This window comes from Vibrio sp. zbq_1 (genome assembly GCF_043102935.1).
Taxonomy (GTDB): Bacteria; Pseudomonadota; Gammaproteobacteria; order Enterobacterales; family Vibrionaceae; genus Vibrio; species Vibrio parahaemolyticus.
Genome location: NZ_JBICJH010000036.1, coordinates 110,878 through 127,957, shown reverse-complemented (window position 1 = coordinate 127,957; position 17,080 = coordinate 110,878). Strand labels below are relative to the sequence as shown.

The 17,080-nt window shown below is 40.7% G+C and carries 20 protein-coding genes; 19 read left to right on the top strand and 1 reads right to left on the bottom strand.

The features are described 5' to 3' along the window. The first annotated feature begins 49 nt into the window (after nucleotides 1-49). The 16 genes from ACF8CV_RS17150 (at nucleotide 50) to ACF8CV_RS17075 (ending at nucleotide 12,841) form a co-directional block, all read left to right on the top strand. Nucleotides 50-805 (top strand): restriction endonuclease, encoded by a 756-nt coding sequence (locus ACF8CV_RS17150; protein WP_050549555.1) that lies wholly within the window; start codon nucleotides 50-52, stop codon nucleotides 803-805. Nucleotides 806-959: 154 nt separating this feature from the next. After that, nucleotides 960-1,637 (top strand): class I SAM-dependent methyltransferase, encoded by a 678-nt coding sequence (locus tag ACF8CV_RS17145; RefSeq protein ID WP_138937911.1) that lies wholly within the window; start codon nucleotides 960-962, stop codon nucleotides 1,635-1,637. A gap of 1,192 nt (nucleotides 1,638-2,829) precedes the next feature. Continuing rightward, nucleotides 2,830-3,057, top strand: coding sequence for a hypothetical protein (locus ACF8CV_RS17140; RefSeq protein WP_138937912.1), 228 nt, complete (start codon nucleotides 2,830-2,832; stop codon nucleotides 3,055-3,057). Between the two features lie 178 nt (nucleotides 3,058-3,235). Next, nucleotides 3,236-3,907: an HAD family hydrolase gene (locus tag ACF8CV_RS17135; RefSeq protein ID WP_138937913.1), complete on the top strand. Its 672-nt coding sequence runs from the start codon at nucleotides 3,236-3,238 to the stop codon at nucleotides 3,905-3,907. Nucleotides 3,908-4,041: 134 nt separating this feature from the next. Then, nucleotides 4,042-4,404: a DUF2750 domain-containing protein gene (locus ACF8CV_RS17130; RefSeq protein ID WP_029801219.1), complete on the top strand. Its 363-nt coding sequence runs from the start codon at nucleotides 4,042-4,044 to the stop codon at nucleotides 4,402-4,404. Between the two features lie 155 nt (nucleotides 4,405-4,559). Then, a complete protein-coding gene (locus ACF8CV_RS17125; RefSeq protein WP_230391708.1) occupies nucleotides 4,560-5,384 on the top strand; it encodes a hypothetical protein in 825 nt (274 codons plus the stop codon). A 135-nt stretch (nucleotides 5,385-5,519) separates the two neighbouring features. After that, nucleotides 5,520-6,020 (top strand): flavodoxin family protein, encoded by a 501-nt coding sequence (locus ACF8CV_RS17120; protein ID WP_138937915.1) that lies wholly within the window; start codon nucleotides 5,520-5,522, stop codon nucleotides 6,018-6,020. Nucleotides 6,021-6,245: 225 nt separating this feature from the next. Continuing rightward, nucleotides 6,246-6,377, top strand: a complete 132-nt coding sequence (locus ACF8CV_RS17115) for a hypothetical protein (protein ID WP_268866107.1) — start codon at nucleotides 6,246-6,248, stop codon at nucleotides 6,375-6,377. Nucleotides 6,378-6,639: 262 nt separating this feature from the next. Continuing rightward, a complete protein-coding gene (locus ACF8CV_RS17110; RefSeq protein ID WP_138937916.1) occupies nucleotides 6,640-6,960 on the top strand; it encodes a DUF4144 family protein in 321 nt (106 codons plus the stop codon). 141 nt (nucleotides 6,961-7,101) lie between these two features. Continuing rightward, nucleotides 7,102-7,614 carry a hypothetical protein gene (locus tag ACF8CV_RS17105; RefSeq protein ID WP_138937917.1) on the top strand — a complete coding sequence of 171 codons (513 nt, stop codon included), beginning with the start codon at nucleotides 7,102-7,104 and terminating at the stop codon, nucleotides 7,612-7,614. A gap of 128 nt (nucleotides 7,615-7,742) precedes the next feature. Further along, on the top strand, nucleotides 7,743-8,069 hold the full coding sequence (locus ACF8CV_RS17100; RefSeq protein WP_138937918.1) for a hypothetical protein: 327 nt from the start codon (nucleotides 7,743-7,745) through the stop codon (nucleotides 8,067-8,069). 184 nt (nucleotides 8,070-8,253) lie between these two features. Then, nucleotides 8,254-8,619 (top strand): T6SS amidase immunity protein Tai4 family protein, encoded by a 366-nt coding sequence (locus ACF8CV_RS17095; protein ID WP_138937919.1) that lies wholly within the window; start codon nucleotides 8,254-8,256, stop codon nucleotides 8,617-8,619. A gap of 554 nt (nucleotides 8,620-9,173) precedes the next feature. Next, complete coding sequence (locus tag ACF8CV_RS17090) at nucleotides 9,174-9,782, top strand: hypothetical protein (RefSeq protein WP_392417317.1); 609 nt, start codon at nucleotides 9,174-9,176, stop codon at nucleotides 9,780-9,782. Nucleotides 9,783-10,922: 1,140 nt separating this feature from the next. After that, nucleotides 10,923-11,477, top strand: coding sequence for a YdcF family protein (locus tag ACF8CV_RS17085; RefSeq protein ID WP_230391710.1), 555 nt, complete (start codon nucleotides 10,923-10,925; stop codon nucleotides 11,475-11,477). Between the two features lie 146 nt (nucleotides 11,478-11,623). Beyond that, nucleotides 11,624-12,169: a GNAT family N-acetyltransferase gene (locus tag ACF8CV_RS17080; RefSeq protein WP_138937921.1), complete on the top strand. Its 546-nt coding sequence runs from the start codon at nucleotides 11,624-11,626 to the stop codon at nucleotides 12,167-12,169. 138 nt (nucleotides 12,170-12,307) lie between these two features. Next, nucleotides 12,308-12,841: a cysteine hydrolase family protein gene (locus ACF8CV_RS17075; protein WP_021485185.1), complete on the top strand. Its 534-nt coding sequence runs from the start codon at nucleotides 12,308-12,310 to the stop codon at nucleotides 12,839-12,841. Nucleotides 12,842-14,008: 1,167 nt separating this feature from the next. On the opposite strand, the gene ACF8CV_RS17070 is transcribed toward ACF8CV_RS17075, so the two are convergent. Continuing rightward, entirely contained in the window at nucleotides 14,009-14,401 is a 393-nt protein-coding gene (locus ACF8CV_RS17070) for a leucine-rich repeat protein (RefSeq protein WP_132700255.1), read from the bottom strand. A gap of 205 nt (nucleotides 14,402-14,606) precedes the next feature. Between ACF8CV_RS17070 and ACF8CV_RS17065 the strand changes: the two genes are divergently transcribed. From ACF8CV_RS17065 to ACF8CV_RS17055, 3 genes are all read left to right on the top strand, one after another. After that, entirely contained in the window at nucleotides 14,607-14,957 is a 351-nt protein-coding gene (locus tag ACF8CV_RS17065) for a hypothetical protein (RefSeq protein WP_138937922.1), read from the top strand. 595 nt (nucleotides 14,958-15,552) lie between these two features. After that, nucleotides 15,553-16,014, top strand: a complete 462-nt coding sequence (locus ACF8CV_RS17060) for a GIY-YIG nuclease family protein (protein WP_138937923.1) — start codon at nucleotides 15,553-15,555, stop codon at nucleotides 16,012-16,014. 519 nt (nucleotides 16,015-16,533) lie between these two features. Next, entirely contained in the window at nucleotides 16,534-17,073 is a 540-nt protein-coding gene (locus ACF8CV_RS17055; protein WP_025506643.1) for an AlpA family transcriptional regulator, read from the top strand. Nucleotides 17,074-17,080: the final 7 nt, after the last annotated feature.

Sequence of the window (17,080 nt, the reverse complement as noted above, 5' to 3'; positions counted from 1 at the left end):
CTGCGTTGCTCACCACTTAATGCGGCGTTATGCAAAATAGGATTTCGTTATGATCGAAGACCCGAAACCAAGTAATTGGAAAGACCTGCAGATTGGAGTTTGCAAAATCCTCAATGAAGTAGGTATTAGTGCTGAACTTGAGCAAAAAATCAAAACGCCTCGGGGAAGTGTGGAAATTGATGTCTATGGAGTTGATCGAAATAGCGTAGAGCAAATAAAGTACATTATAGAGTGCAAAAATTGGGGTAAGCCTGTAGCTCAGCATGTAGTTCACTCATTCACGACAGTTCTACAGGAAACTGGTGGTCATATTGGAATTTTAGTTTCTAAGGAGGGGTTTCAAGAAGGTGCGCTTAGCTATATAAACAATACAAATATAGTTGCCTTTACTTACGCTGAGTTTCAACAAAGGTATTTTAAACTTTGGTATAAAAAATATTTTTGCCCAAAAATATTTGAAGCCATTGATACATTTTTCCAGTATATCGAACCAATTAACTCTAGACGCTCTCGGCATGTTGAGCAGCTTTCAAAAGCTCAACGAGAAGAATATTATGCATTGTGTTCTCAATACGAGATGTTTGGGATTGTTATGGCGATGCTAAGTAGTGATAAGTTTGCTCACGACTCAGAACCTAGTGGCGTGTTTGACATTGAAGAGTTCAAGCGAAAAACTGCGACGTTTGGTGAAGAGTTTCAATATCAATCAAATTATTATCGAGATTTGATCGATGAAATCTCTCAGCATAGCCAAAGCATTTCTCAAAAATTTCACACTGTCTTTGGTGGTGACATTTTTGCATAACAAACTGTTCAAGAGGGATTCGCAACGCGTGGCATTTTCACTGTGCGTTGGTTTAAGTGTTTAGGGTGGTATGCGGCGGCATCGGTATTGCGTTGCTCACCCCTTAACAGGGCGTTATGCGGGCAAACGTTAATCATAAAAAAGGACTTTAGACGTGAAATTAGAAGATGTTGTTCCTTGGGGGCGAACGCTCAAAGAATACGAGCTAATGTTTAACATACTTGAAGAAGATAAAGAGAAAAGAATCCTTGGATGCGGTGATGGTCCTGCAAGTTTTAATGCAGAATTGACCCAAAGTGGGCGCTATGTAGTTTCAATTGACCCTATTTATCAGTTTTCTAAAGAGCAAATAAGCCGTAGGATCGATGAAGTCCGCCCGATAATAATGCAGCAGCTAACGAAAAATTTGGATGGTTATGTTTGGGATGTAATAGGTTCTCCGCAGGCGTTAGAGAACACTAGAATGATGGCAATGAACCGCTTTTTAGCCGATTATGAAGATGGTAAAAATTCGCAAAGGTACGTTAGTGGCTCACTGCCTCAACTTCCATTTGACGACAAAGAATTTGATCTAGCATTGTGTTCTCACTTTTTGTTTCTTTATGACGAGCATTTATCTGAACGAGAGCATATTCAAGCTATTGCCGAGCTTGTTCGCGTATCACACGAGGTTAGGATATACCCTTTGATTTCGTTAAATGGTAAACCCTCAAGTTATTTATCTGGGGTGGTTAGGCATTTAGAGAGTCTTGGTACTTCTGTAAGCTTGAAAAGTGTTGAATATGAGTTTCAAAAAGGCGCAACCCAGATGCTTGTGGTAAAAGCCGCATAACAAAGCGTTTAAGGCAGATTCGCAACGCGTGGCATTCTAAGTTCAAATTGGCTTTAGTGTTTACGGGGCAATCGTTTAGGTTAGGTGGTATCGTTGCTCACTACTTAACGCGGCGTTAGTTGCCAACGAGGAAAACGCAGCTTAAACAGAATGTTTAGAGTTAAAGTCAGTGTGTTTTTGGTGGGGTTTCGTACTTCAAATTTGAATCGTTCGGGTTTGTGAAAATCGAGTTTTGGTTTCTTGTGTGATTGGATTTTCTGTTTCGTAAGCTTATTTGGGTGTTGAAAGTCAGCTCGGTTAAATTATATCTGTCCAAAAGAGCTTTTTAGTGTTGTTAGCCCGTTTTCTGAGGTGTTGTATGTTCCAAGTGGTTTCAGTGACAGGCGCTTTGAAACTACGCCTGATTTGAGTTTTACAAAATACGTAAAGGTCGTGTTGGCAAAGTGCTCATAAACTTCAAATCAAAGCCTTGGGTCTGGCAACTAACAAACTGTTCAAGAGGGATTCCCAACGCTTGGCGGTTTAATGCTAAATTTGGTAAAAGTGTTTACGGTGCAAATGTTTAGGTTGGATGGTTAGCGTTGCTCACCCCTTAACAGGGCGTTAGTTGCCAATGAGGAAAAACGTACCCAAAGTAGGTTGTTTAGGGCTAATGTCCGTGTGTTTTTGGCTAGGTTTTCGTATTTCAATTTCTAGCTAATTGGGTTTGTGAAAATTGTGCTTTGGTTTCTTGTGTTGTTTGGGTTTTCTGTATCAGAAGCCGATTTACTTGTTGAAAGCTAGCTCTATAGCATTGTTTTTCCAAAAGAGCTCTTAGGTTTGACAGTCCGTTTTCTAAGGCGTTGTGTGTTCCAAGTGGTTTCAGTGACAGTCGCTTTGAAACTGCGCCTGATTTTGTTCCTTAAAACACGTAAAGCTAGTGTTGGCAAAGCGGCAATCCACTTCAAATGAAAGCGTTAGGTCTGGCAACTAACAAAGCATTCAAGAGGGATTCACAACGTTTGGCAGTTTTGGTTTGAATTGGCTTTAGTGTTTACGGCACAATGCTTTAGGTCGGGTGGTGGCGTTGTTCACCCCTTAATGCGGCGTTAGTTGCCGACGAGGGAAACGCAGCCAAAACAGAATGTTCAGGGTTAATGCCCGTGTATTTTTGGTTAGGTTTACGTATTTCAATTTTTAGTTATTTAGGTTTTTGAAATCGTGCTTTGTTTCTTGTGCGGTTTGTTTTTCTGTTTCAGAAACTGATTTATATGTTGAAAGTCAGCTCTGTAACATTGTCTGTCCAAAAGAGCTTTTTGGTGTTGTGAGTCTATTTTCTACGGCGTTTCATGTTCCAAGTGGTTTCAGTGACAGTCGCTTTGAAACTGCGCCTGATTTGAGTTATCCAAAACACGTAAAGCTAGTGTTGGCAAAGCAGTAATTAACTTAAAATCAAAGCTTTAGGTTTGGCAACTAACAAAGCATTCAAGAGGGATTCACAACGCTTGGCAGTTTTGGTTTGAATTGGCTTTAGTGTTTACGGCACTATGGTTTAGGTAGGGTGGTGGCGTTGTTCACCCCTTAATGCGGCGTTATAAATACTCATGGATTGAGCGAAAATGAAAGGAAATATAGATTCAATAATATTCGACGCAGGTGGTGTGCTTATGTTCATCAAAGAGTTCCGCTCGTCGATTATTGAGCGGGTTCTACTCGCGAAAGGTTATGATATTGCGCTAATTGATAGAGCTCTAGCGGACTTGCAAATATTCGATCGAGAATTCTTTGCCAAGTCTAAAGTCGTTGACTGGAGCGACGAGAAGCAATGGCTTCAAGAGCGCTCCTTAAGAATTTCAAATTTTGTAAATGGTGATAACTTGCTCGCAGAGCAATTATTCCACGTAGCCTTAGATACACATCAGTACCAGTTATATAGTGAAACCGTGGAAGTTCTCGAACAGTTGCGAGAGAAGTATCGTTTATTCGTGTTATCGAATGCGACGGCAACATTAGATTGGGCGTTTGATAGTTTAGGTATTCGGCAGTACTTTGAGCAAGTTATGATTTCGTCATACGTAGGCAGTGAGAAGCCTAATCGAGAAATCTACGTTCATGCTCTGTCTTCTTTTTCTTTGAATCCTAGCTCGACGATGTTTATTGATGACAAAGTCGAAAATGTAGTTGCTGCTCAATCGTGTGGTATTCAGGCTTATCATTTACAACGTAGTAAAGGTGAAAACTTGTCTTCTTTTGCGGAGCTTTTGGTAGCTTCATCGAAACCGTATTTATAACAAAGCGTTTAAGAGGGACTTGGCACGCGTGGCATTTTCAATTTGCGTCGGGTTTAGTGGTTAAGGTGTTATGCGGTCACGTTTGTAGTGCGTGCCTGCGCCCCTTAACGCGGCGTTAGCTGCTTAGAGGAAAAATGATGCTCCAAGATAAAGCTACATCAAGTTCCAATTACATAAGATTTATCGACAGAGTAATCGAAAATCGAACTGTTTGGGGACTTCAGCATCCTGATGGTGGCTGGGCAGTTTGTAATTCGAATCAGTATCCAGACGCATCAGTTTATGTTTTTTGGTCAGATAGAGCATACGCAAGTCGGGTCGCAATTGGTGATTGGGAGTTGTATGTCCCAACTCCAATTAACCTAGATTCATTCGTTGATAATTGGCTAAAAGGTATTCATAGCGATGGACATCTTGTGGGTCTCAATTGGGATGCAAACCTCTGTGGTACTGAAGTTGTCGCAATTGATGTGGCAAAAATGTTGGTACGCAGCTAACAAACTGTTTAAGAGGGATTCACAACGCGTGGCATTTTTACTGTGCGTTGGTTTAAGTGATTAAGATGGTATGCAGCAGCTTTGGTATTGCGTTGCTCACCCCTTAACAGGGCGTTATGTTTTCTATTCAGAATAAGCATCATGGAGGAGGATTTTTGAAATCAAAACCTAGAATAGTTGTGGTTATGTCTCTACTGATAGTAGTCATCATAGCTATAGCAACTAAACCGAGTTCAAAGGGGTTAGAGCTCTCCGATTGTAAATTAGACTCTGTCGCGACAACACACGTACATTTTTTTGTTGATGAAGAAGTCTTAGAGTCATCCACATTAGATGAAGTAAAAAACTCCATGAAGCAGTCAATAAAATATGCTAATCAGGTGCTTGATAATTCGTGTATCCCTTTGCAAAGAAAGATTGGAAAGATCTCGGCTATATCACTAGATAAAAATACAGTTAATAGCTTTAGTTCAGCACGGCGCATTGTGAAGAAAGTTCTCGAAAGCGAGGGCGTTACTTTCAGTGACACGCATACGAGAGAAGTATATGGCTTAATCTTCCATAAAAGGTATGAAAGGTTACTAGGCTTATCTGGACAAGCCTCTCCATATTTTGGTGGTTGGTTTTTTGCTATGTCATCTGGTGCACCAATGCATATTTTGGAGCATGAGCTAGGACATTTGTCGTGGGCACAACACAGGGAGAGCAGCCCAGTTCCAAATCTAACGATGTCTTTGAAGTCTGCGGTTCCGCAAGAATATCACGAAAAACTCATTCCTTACGCTCGCGCATTTAAATGTGGCGACTCAGGCACAATAATGAGTTATGAGCGGAACATACTTCCCATATATTCAAGCCCTTTAGTCAAATATCAGGGTCATGCTTGCGGTGATGTAGTCAGTGGCGACAATGCTCGGGTGTTACGAGAGTTTGCGCTTGAGTTACTTAAACAAGAAAGTACGCAAAAATCAAAAACATAACAAGGCATTTAAGAGGGATTCACAACGCTTGGCGGTTTTGGTTTGAATCGGCTTTAGTGTTTACGGCACAATGGTTTAGGTTGGGTGGTGGCGTTGTTCACCCCTTAATGCGGCGTTATGTAACATGGAGGTTTAATGAACATTGCAGTCATATTGGGTACTTCTAAATCTGACGGAAATACCCGAAAATTAGCAGACTCTTTTGTAGAGCAGTCGGGTGCAAAGTTGTTTGATCTATCTAATTTCAACGTTAGTTTTTATGACTATTCGCATGAAAATAAAAACGATGATTTCCTTCCCATAATCCATGAACTACTCAGTTTTGATCATCTGGTGTTTGCTTCTCCTGTGTATTGGTACTCAATGTCAGCACAGCTAAAAGTCTTCTTTGACCGATTATCTGACCTTTTAACGATTGAAAAGGAATTGGGGCGTAGGCTAAAGGGTAAGTCAATTTCAGTTCTATCTACGGGTTACAATTTGGAACTGCCTGATTGTTTCGTACAGCCATTTGAATTGACAGCAAAGTATATGCAACTTGAGTTCAAAGGGTGTGAATATCTTGCTATACAAACAGAATCTGATTTGGGTAAAGTTGCTGTTAGCGCAGCACAAGCTATTGAAAATGTCACATAACAAAGCGTTCAAGAGGGACAGTCAACGCGTGGCGAGTTTGGCTTAAGTCTTGGTATTTGTGTTTACGGTGGTAAATTAAAGTTTGGTGGTAGCGCGTTGCTGCCCCTTAACGCGGCGTTAGTTGCCAACGAGAAAATTGCAGCTAAAACAGAGTGATTAGGTCTAATCGTTCGTGTGTTTTGCGCGATTCTACACTTCGAACTTCGGGATCTTGGTTCGCAGAAATTGAGCTTCGATCTTTTCCTAGTTTGGTTTGCCGTTTCAGAAGCCGATTTACTTGCTGAAAGTCTGCCCTGCTGCATTGTCGTTCCAAAAGGTTTGTTTGGTGTTCAAAGCCCGTTTTCTACGGCGTTGTAAATTCCAAGTGGTTTCAGTGGCAGTCGCTTTGAAACTGCGCCTGATTTGAGGTTTCTAAAACACGTAAGTCTAGTGTTGTCAAAGCGGTAACAAACTTCAAATCAAAGCTTTAGATCTGGCAACTAACAAAGCATTCAAGAGGGATTCACAACGCTTGGCAGTTTTGGTTTGAATTGGCTTTAGTGTTTACGGCACAATGGTTTAGGTTAGGTGGTGGCGTTGTTCACCCCTTAATGCGGCGTTATGTTTATCGGAGAAAATGATGATTCAGTGGCCATGCATCCTAAAGCTAGAAGGGGATTCAGAACTATTATTTTTGGCTTCTGAGCAAGATTTGGTTCTTGAGCTAGAGGCGTTAATTTGGAGCGCCTCAGACCGTTTAATAGACAGTGGTGGACAAAGTTACGTAGTTAGAGATAGCACCGGAAGTTATGACTACGAAGTTGACGGTAAGCGGTTATCCCTAGAATTTGTCACACTACTAATTCAAGAGCACGAGTTTTCAAAGGCTGGAGTTTGCATAACAAAAATCCAGTTTTCATATATTCCGGAAGCAATTCAAGCGCTAGCCTTAGAGACATAAACATAACAAAGCGTTTAAGACGGATTCACAACGCTTGGCATTTTTAGTTTGAATCAGCTTAAGTGTTTACGGCACAATGGTTTAGGTTGGGTGGTCGCGTTGTTCACCACTTAACGCGGCGTTATACAAATGGAGTAATAAATGAACTCGTGGCTGGACTTTGAGCATAGATTTCGAACATTAGCACCTGTACTTCAATATCATCGATTGGATGATCAAACTGGAGCAGCAGGAGAGTGGTGGCGTGTCGCTGGTCAACCTTGCAAATCAGTCGAGGAGTTTGAGTTACTCTGTGAGTTAGCAGGTGAGCAGTTAATCGAGTTACTAAAGTCGGAAAGTGAATATGGAAATATCATTTCTGGTGAGAGACCTCAATGGGCATGGTACAGAATGCTTAAAAAGCATACTTCATCATATGAAATTGGCACGTCTGGGTACGAAATAGACGAAAATGGCTCTAAGAATTGGATACATACAGGCACGCTCTACCATATCGGGGAGTCTTCGGCTAATTTAGCGTTGTGGTTAAATACTAAATATCCCATACCATTAAAAGTTAAAGATGTTTGGTACAAGCGTTTGTACCGCGATTACGGTAAGGAAATCCTTATTGGATTAATTGTCGCGATATTAGGTAGCTTTTTTGCGCTGTAATCATTTGTATAACAAAGCATTTAAGAGTGATTCGCAACGCTTGGCAGTTTCGCTTCGCTCAAGTATAGCCAATCGTCGCTCACACCTTAATGCGGCGTTATGTGTTAGTGGTCGACGATGAGGAAGTTATGGAATTAGATAAATTTATCGAGAAATCATTGGTTATGATTTGTAAGGGTGTACATGAAGCTCAAAAAGAAGTTTCTGTATATGGTGCTTTAATAAACGAGACGCCAAGACTCGACCGAGGAGCGACCGATGAATTAAAGTCACCAAATAAAACACTCATGCAGACTATAGAATTTGACATTGCTGTGACTACGGAAGACAACGGAAGTGGATCTGCAAAAATATCTGTGCTTGGCTTGGGGTTGAGTAAGAGCGGAGAAACCAAGGACAGTGTTAGTTCTCGTATAGCATTTAAGGTGCCAATAACTCTTCCCAACCAACATTAAGCTAACACACATAACAAGACGTTTAAGGCTGATTCGCAACGCATGGCATTTTTAGTTTTAATTATCTTTTGTGTTTACGGCGCAATGGCTTAGGTTAGGTGGTAGCGTTGCTCACAACTTAACGTGGCGTTATAACTCTTTTGTCATTTCATCATTACTTCTCAGAAGCAAAGAGGGCTAACCTATGAAAACTAGAATATTAGTCGGTACCATTTTGGTTGCTGTTTTTAGTTTGGGACTCAACGCAAGCCCTCTAAGCACTCAAAGTGATGAACGATTGTTCAAAAATTTTGCTCTTTCATCTTGTATCGCAACCAAATACAAGGGCTCTGATGTGGCTAAAGATGCGGTCACAGCAATGCAAGGTTATCGAGAGTTCTCGGATTTGCCTTTGGAGGTATTCTTTGATCTAAGTGAGTTATTGGAAAGCAGAAATACTACAGCTTACAAATCAAAAAATGGTAGCGTGATAGAGTTAGCCTATTGTATCGATTTCTCTAATTCGGACGTCGTGCATAAGCTGTACTCAAAGGCAAAATCAGAGTTATAACAATCTGTTTAAGAGTGATTCGCAACGCGTGGCATTTTCACTATGCGTTGGTTTTAATGTTTAAGGTGGTATGCAGGGGATTCGGTATTGCGTTGCTCACACCTTAACAGGGCGTTAACTGGCGCAGAAAATACGAAAGCACAATGATACAGTTTCTAGGTTCAGAGATTTAGCGTGTTCGGTCGGTTTCCATAGCTGAGCTAATGCGACTAATTTCAGTTTGAGACTTAAGTTTACTGATGTGAAAGGCGGCACAAAGCCTTCTAATAATATAAGGCATTCGCGATTAGTTCGGCGCACTTACATCGCCGAAGTATGGTGTTGTGAGACGCATTTCAAACTAAAGATAAACGGTAATTTTTTGGTTAAATACATATTTGAGTTAGCTTTGCTAATCATTAATTAGCAAAACGAGCTTTGGCGAAAGTGGCTGAAAGATCGGCGAAAACTGAAAGGCGCTCAGTTAACAAACTGTTCAAGAGGGATTTGCAACGCGTGGCATTTTCACTATGCGTTGGTTTTAGTGTTTAAGGTGGTATGCGGCGGCTTCAGTATTGCGTTGCTCACCCCTTAACAGAGCGTTAGGCTGCTATCGGATAAAGGAGACAATCATGGAAGAAACAAAACCAACATCTTCTACTGCTAGAAGTGTTCCTTCGCTTCTCGAAAGTGTTGTTGATGTAAGATTCTTAGTATTGCTGTTGTGTTTTATTTCTTACTTGGATCTATGGTTAATCTCAGCGCAAATAGACCCTACCAGTCTCGCAATTTCATCTGCGTATGGACTTTTATTGAAAGCGCCTGTTTTCAAGATAATGCTATTTGTTGGCTCTTACTCGTTGTTAGTTGTTGGTCTTTTCCCTGCGCTCCGAGGGGCGCTATCATTGGCTCGTTTGCAAATATTAGGAAATCTGAAGATTTCAAACATCTCAAAAGAGAGTAAACAGCTTTCGGATTGGGCTGCAGGTTTTGTTTGTTTCTCTGGCTATGGTGCAGTAAATGGTATTTTTCTTGGTTCGGAAAGCTATAAAGGGATAGTGCATTATATTTTAACGTTTTCGTCATTAAACGGATTTGTAGAGCTCTTGTTTAAAATAGGTGTCGTCCTTTTTTGGTTATATTGTGTTTACCTTGCTTTACGAGCTGATGATTGGGAATCATAACCATCGTGAGCACCAGCCTAACAAACAGTTCAAGAGGGATTCAGCACGCGTGGCATTTTTGGTATGCGGTGATTTCGGTGTTGAAGTGCCATGCGGCAGCTTGGTCATTGCGTGCTTCACCCCTTAACTGGGCGTTAGGCTAATCAGGGAGATAAAGATGTCACTTTGGGTTTTGGTTCCGCTTTCATTTTTCCAGCTTGGAGTAGGCTGCATTATTGGTTTTGGGCTTATATTTCTCTCAGGTATAGATAGGAGAGAGAAGCTTTCTGAGTTCAACAATAACGTTTGTGTAGCACTATGGTTTCTATATGTCTTTTCGGTGTTCACGAGTTTCGGACTAGTAATTTATTTTTACTTAATTGATAGCCAAGCATCGTATTATCTATGGTATTTAACACAATGGATTGTATTGGCCGTTCTTGTAGGCTACTGGCGAATAGCGAGCGTAAAATTAGCCTAACAAACAGTTCAAGAGGGATTCACAACGCGTGGCATTTATACTATGCGTTGGTTTTAGTGTTTAAGGCGGTATGCAGCGGCTTTTGTATTACGTTGTTCACCCCTTAACTGGGCGTTATACGCAGAGTGAGTTTTGCTGATTATTCCTTGTATCAAAGTCACCTTTTCTTGTGGTTCATCGCTTTGTATTTCCTTATGTTTTCGTTAAATCATTAGGTAAGCTTCCCGAAGCCTTCAGGCTCAAATTCGATGCGGTAGTGTTTGTTGAAACTCAGCCCTATTAAGTAGTCTGCCCAAAAGCTTACGTGCTTGTTGAAGTTCTGTTTTCTTTGGTGTTGTGTGTTTCAAGTGCACTTCAATCAAAAATCGCTGAATGTCTTAGTTTCACAAAAGTGCATCAATACACATAAAAATTCGTGCTTACAAAGTGGGGCTTGGCTTAAAATTGTAGCTTCAGCGTTGGGCGTATAACAAAGCATTTAAGCGCGATTCACAACGCGTGGCATTTTTGGGTTTGCGTAGAATTTTGTGTTTAAGGCGCAATGCGGTAGCCGTTGTGTATTGCGTTGTTCACGCCTTAATGCGTTGTTCACGCCTTAATGCGTTGTTCACGCCTTAATGCGTTGTTCACGCCTTAATGCGGCGTTATGCGTATTCACTCAATCGTATAAGGGAAGAGGATTGAATAAAAACGAAATCGAGAGTATTACGGAGGTGGTTTTTCCGAAGCACCAAGACGAGTTCCAACATGCAGAAGTACTTGTTGTACTTGGTAGTTACAAAGCAACTCAATACAAGATGCCAACTGCTGTACAACTGTACAAAGAGAAAAAAGTTTCCAAGCTTCTGTTGTCAGGTGGCAACTTGGCAATAGAGCGAAAGCCCGAATTTGAGTCTATGAGAGAGTATGCTTTGGCTAATGGTGTTTCAGAATCGGATATTATCTTAGAGCCACATGCAAAAAATACAGTAGAGAATGCACAATTTTCCGCAGAGATTATCGTAGAAAGTGAAGTCGCGAAAAAATCAGTGGCAATACTGACAACGGCTTTCCACATAAAACGGGCAAAGCACCTATTTAAATACGTCTTACCGCAAAGCTTGGAACTTTATGGTTACTTTGTAAACGATAGAAGCACTCGCAGGGACAATTGGTGGCTGACAGAGAGCGCAGTCTCACGTGTAATGCACAGTCATGAGGTGATAAAGAGTTTAGGCGTTAAACCATACGCATAACAAATTGTTCAAGAGTGATTCGGCACGCGTGGCATTTTTACTATGCGTTGGTTTTAGTGGTTAAGGTAGTATGCGGAAGCTTTGGTATAGCGTGCCTCACACCTTAACAAGGCGTTATGCGTAATTGATGGAGTACCGATAACTAGATGGAAATAGTAGAAGCGGAAAAATCGGACTTAGATTCATTCTTTGTGTATCTAGAAAATCAGCTGTCTGAAAATGGTAATGGAGAAGTTCCTCTTTTCCAGCCAATGTCCAGAGAGCAAAGTGAAATTCCAGAAACAACCAAAGATAAGTTTATCCAAGGCTTTTCTCATCAGTTTGGCGACTTAGGTTGGAGAAAACTTTGGGTTGCAAAAGACACCTCTGGAAATATCAAAGGTCATATTGATCTTCGCCACCACAGTGATGAAAGCCGTTCTCACAGAGTTCTATTAGGTATGGGCGTAGATGTTTCTTGCCGGAAGCAAGGTCTTGGTCAAAGACTCATTGATGCTGTTATAAATTTCTGCCAAGAAAAAGCTGAAATTGATTGGCTTGATCTTTGTGTATTATCAGAGAATCTCCCAGCAAAGACCCTCTACCTAAAGGCAGGGTTCAATGTTGTTGGAGAGTTCAAAGATCAATATAGAATCGACGGTTTGTCAGTCTCGGAAACAGCAATGACAAAGTACGTCAAAAATTACGCATAACAAGCAATTTAAGAGGGATTCACAACGCTTGGCACTTTTGCTTCTACTTCAAATTTAGTGTTTATGGCACAATGCGTTAGGTTGGGTGGAGGCGTTGTTCACCCCTTAATTGGGCGTTAGCCCTATCAGAGGAAAATAATGAAATCTGCAGTATTAGTTATTGATGTTCAGTCGATTCTGTTCGACCCGGAACCTCAACCATTTGAATCACAAATCGTACTCAACAAAATTAATGAGGTTACGAAATTTGCGCGTGCTAAGTCTGTCCCAGTTATCTTTGTCCAGCACGAGCAACCTAAATCTGTTATTGAATACGAAAGCGCTGGTTGGGCATTGCAGTCGAGCTTAATTACACAAACTGGTGACCATTTCGTTCGCAAAACAACACCAGACTCGTTCTTGAATACTAATCTTCAAAGTGTTTTGAATGAACTCGATGTAGATAGCTTAATTGTGTGTGGCTACGCCTCAGAGTTTTGCGTTGATACCACCATTCGTAGAGCAGCAGGTTTAGGTTATCCAGTAACTTTGGTTTCGGATGCTCATACAACTCATGATAAGGAACACGCCAGTGGGGCTCAAATTCGAGAGCACCACAATGCCACGTTACCTAACATTTCGAGTTTCGGTGTCAAAATCGAAGCGGTAGAGGCACGCAACCTTTGGGCATAGGGCTAACAAGCAATTTAAGAGTGATTCAGCACGCTTGGCATTTTTAGTTTGGGTTAAGTTCGGTGATTACGGTTGTTAAATTGAGTGTCGTGGTCGCGTGCTTCACACCTTAATTGGGCGTTAGCACTGGGTTGGCATTAGAGGTCAAAAGTCTTGGTGTTTAATGGTTTTTTTTCCTAGCTTTACACCTGATCAAATGTGTCTTTCATGTTCGCTCCGGTGGCACTAGATGTGAAGTTTTCGCTTTGAGTTTATCGTTTACGGTTTCTAACTTTCGGGCGATTTCTCTGGCGTGTTTTCTTAGGCGCTGAGAAATTTTCGGCAAAACAAGTGTCTCTTTGTCGCTGTTGTTCAAGTTCGAAGCCCGTATTCTTTGCTAATTTTGAAGCGGTGGAAAAGGGCAGCTAAGCATGTTTTTCTTCTAGCCAACTTACGTCTTGAAGTTAGTTTTCAGTTTGGCAGCTGCCCGTTTGGTTTCAGTGTTTTTAGTTATGGATTTCGTGCTATATTTCAATGTCTTGGCGTGTACCAAAGGCTTAAAGGGCAGCGTGCTAACAAACAGTTCAAGTGGGATTCAGCACGCGTGGCATTTTTGGTATGCGTTGGTTTCGGTGTTGAAGTGCCATGCAGAAACTTGGTCATTGCGTGCTTCACCCCTTAACTGGGCGTTAGTTGCCAACGAGGAAAACGCAGCTAAAGCAGAATGTTTAGGGCTAATGTCCGTGTGTTTTTGGTTAGGTTTTTCGTATTTCAATTTCTAGTTATTTGGGTTTGTGAAAGTCGTGCTTTGGTTTCTTGTGCGGTTTCGGTTTTCTGTTTCAGAAGCCGATTAGTTTGTTGAAAGTCTGCTCTGTTGCATTGTCGTTCCAAAAGGTTTTTTGGGTGTTCAAAGCCCGTTTTCTTCGGCGTTGTAAATTCCAAGTGGTTTCAGTGACAGGCGCTTTGAAACTGCGCCTGAACTGAGTTTTTCAAAGCACATAAAACTAGTGTTGGCAAAATGGCAATCGACTTCAAATCTAAGCTTTAGATTTGGCAACTAACAAAGCATTCAAGAGGGATTCACAACGCTTGGCAGTTTTGGTTTGAATTGGCTTTAGTGTTTACGGCACAATGCCTTAGGTCGGGTGGTTTGCGTTGTTCACCCCTTAATGCGGCGTTAGTTGTACATCAGAGTTCGTCGTCTTCTAATTCGTCTAGATATTCCGGTGAGTGAATTGCACAATAATCAACATCGGCATTTTTATTTAGTATGTCGACTTTTATCTCCGCATCTTCCATGTAAAGAGCGTATTCACCGATAAATTCAACAGATTCAGGAACAACGATATGAGTTATAAAATTCATACTTAACGCCCCATACTCTAGTCGCTGCAACGTGTTTGGCAGAATTATATTTGTTATCCAATTATGGCAAAATGCATTTCGACCAATGATACGAACTTCAACGTTGTCAAAGTGGGAAGGTATTTCTATATCCCTATAATCAGCCTCGTAAGAAAGGATCGTACCAGTTTCCTTGTCAAACTTAACGTCATTTGCTTCTAAGGTATGGGTAGTCATTGTTAAATCCGTTAATAATCTTATTTAAGTCATTATGCTACTAGGGAAATATACAACTAACAATCTGTTTAAGAGGGATTCGCAACGCGTGGCATTTTCACTATGCGTTGGTTTAAGTGATTAAGGTGGTATGCGGTGGCTTTGGTATTGCGTTGCTCACCCCTTAACAGGGCGTTAGCTTTTTAATCGAATTGGAGAAAATATAGTGGATTTAGACGTAAAATCTTTAGCAGTAGGCTCTTTAATCGGAGTGTTGGTTGGTGGTGGAATTTATGGTTTCTATGTGAAAAACATGGGTGAAGCAGGCTTAGATCAGGCTATTGGATATAATCACTTAATGGAATGTACTAGCCTGCTTGGAAGTAATGACGCAGAGAAAATTGCTAGTTTCCTCAATACATTACCTCAAAAGCAACAAGAACTAGAAAAATCTGATGCAATAATGACTGCTACTGCAACTACTTTGAGCGGAGAGCTTAAATTATCGGGTATGGGGCAGCCTTTAGTACAATGTTCAAAAGCACTTTTGGAACGGTATGAAAGAGTAAAAAGCTAACAAAGCGTTTAAGACAGATTCCCAACGCTTGGCATTTTCCATTCCGTCGTTGGGCTTTGTGTTTAAGGTGGTATGGTTAGGTTCAGTGGTAGCGTTGCTCACTACTTAACGCGGCGTTATGTTTACAAGGTTTTAGGAGCTATAGAGCAAATGGAAACTGATAATTGGTTCGATCTCACCTTGTACTCTCTGTTTACACTAAGTGTAATAGTGATTTGGGGGCTAGACTCTTGTTTTATTCCCTCAAGCGTTTGATTATAATTGGAAATAGTCCACACTCCGAAAATCTTCTTATTAAAAAATTTGGTAAAACACCTCTCGAAACATTTTTTGTTGGTAGTTTTCTTGTTGTTGTTTCCATCTGGTACTTACTTTTTGACAGAGGCGGAGCTTTGCTAACGTTGGGCTTCAAAATTACACAGTTTTTGGCATCATAAAATAAACATAACAAAGCGTTAAAGACAGATTCGCAACGCGTGGCATTCTCAGTTCAAATTAAGTTTTGTGTCTAATGTGTAATGGTTTAGGTTAGGTGGCTGCGTTGCTCACTACTTAACGCGGCGTTATGCGTTTTACGTGATTTAGAGGAATAGAAATGAAATTTGAAGGTATTGCTCAACTAAACGAATTCGTTCTATCTATCAATGACTTTATTCACAATGAGGAAAACCATTCAGTTGTCCAATACCCTCGAAATTCTGTTAGTAGCTGGAATGTAAAATCCATAGAAGAAGAGAACGAAGCCCTTCTTAATTCAGTTTCAGGTACAGCAAATATTTACGCAATTTTTGAGTTAGAAGACAACAATGATAAGCCGACTCTGAAGTACATTGGTAAAACTACTCGAAGACTGGCAAGGCAACGCTTAAGAAATCATTTGATAACTAAGCATGCTAAAACTGGAGCTAAGTTAGAATCTGTAAAAGATCTAGTACGAAGGGGGCATACAATCAAAATAGCATACCTTCCAATTGAACCTGAGTCTTTAAGAAACTACGTTGAAGAAGAACTGATTTTTCTGAACAAAAGCGCAGAATGGAATCGAGAAAACGCATAACAAAGCATTTAAGAGTGATTCGCAACGCTTGGCGCTTTCGCTTCGCTCAAGTATAGCCAAGCGTCGCTCACACCTTAATGCGGCGTTATATGCTTCCTCTCCGGAATCATCCATATCTTATCCAAATCTTTAGTATCTTCATTGGTGGTTACAATTGTTGACAGCCTGCTCTTGTTGCGGTTACAATTGTTGCCAATGAGTATTCCGACTCAGAAGCTAAGTAGTTTAGGAGATATCTTATCGCTTACCACAAGAATAAAGAGATTAATGCTGTTGTTAAGTACGCAATTAGCCGTGGATGGACCTACATTGTTCGTAAGGGCAAAGGACACATCGTCGGAATCTTGCGTTGTAGTAACGAAGATAAGTGTCATCAGCTGTTTGTTCACGGAACACCCGAGCCAGCAGAAGAGCATGCTAAGCATTTAATCTCTTGTGTAGATAAATGTATTTAAGAATAGGGCGCTTGCGCCCTAATTCCTGAACAGTAATTTAGCTCATGTAATATGAGGACTTGAAATGAAATATGAATTTGATGTTGTGGTAAGCGGGAAGTACAGCGGAAATGAAGAAGCTTTGTTCGACGTTGCTGACTTGCTTTATGAAGCAGGCTGTAAAGATGCAGTGATTAAAATTATTTATGATGCATTATATATACACTTCTTCCGTTCTGCTGAGAACTTAAAGAGTGCCATTATCAGTGCAATCCGAGATATAGAGTCAGTTAATGGTTTGAAGTGTCAGTCTGTTGATGTGGGGGATGTTGTTAGTCTTAGCGATGTTTCTGAGATTACGGGTATCAATAAAACAACCCTATCTAGATATAGTAAAGGTCAAAGGGGTGAAAAAGGCTTTCCCTCACCAATATATAGAGTAGACAGTTCTAGAGTACTCTGGAGTTGGTTGGATATAGCAAAGTGGCTTAAGAGTAATGGTCACATTGATAAAAATTTTGTTGAAGACGCTGTAGTTGTCACTGAAATAAATACTGCTTTAAGAATTAGAAACAATAAATCAAAGGAAAATGTATTAAATTACTTAGTGGAAATAGAAAGGTGACCTTACA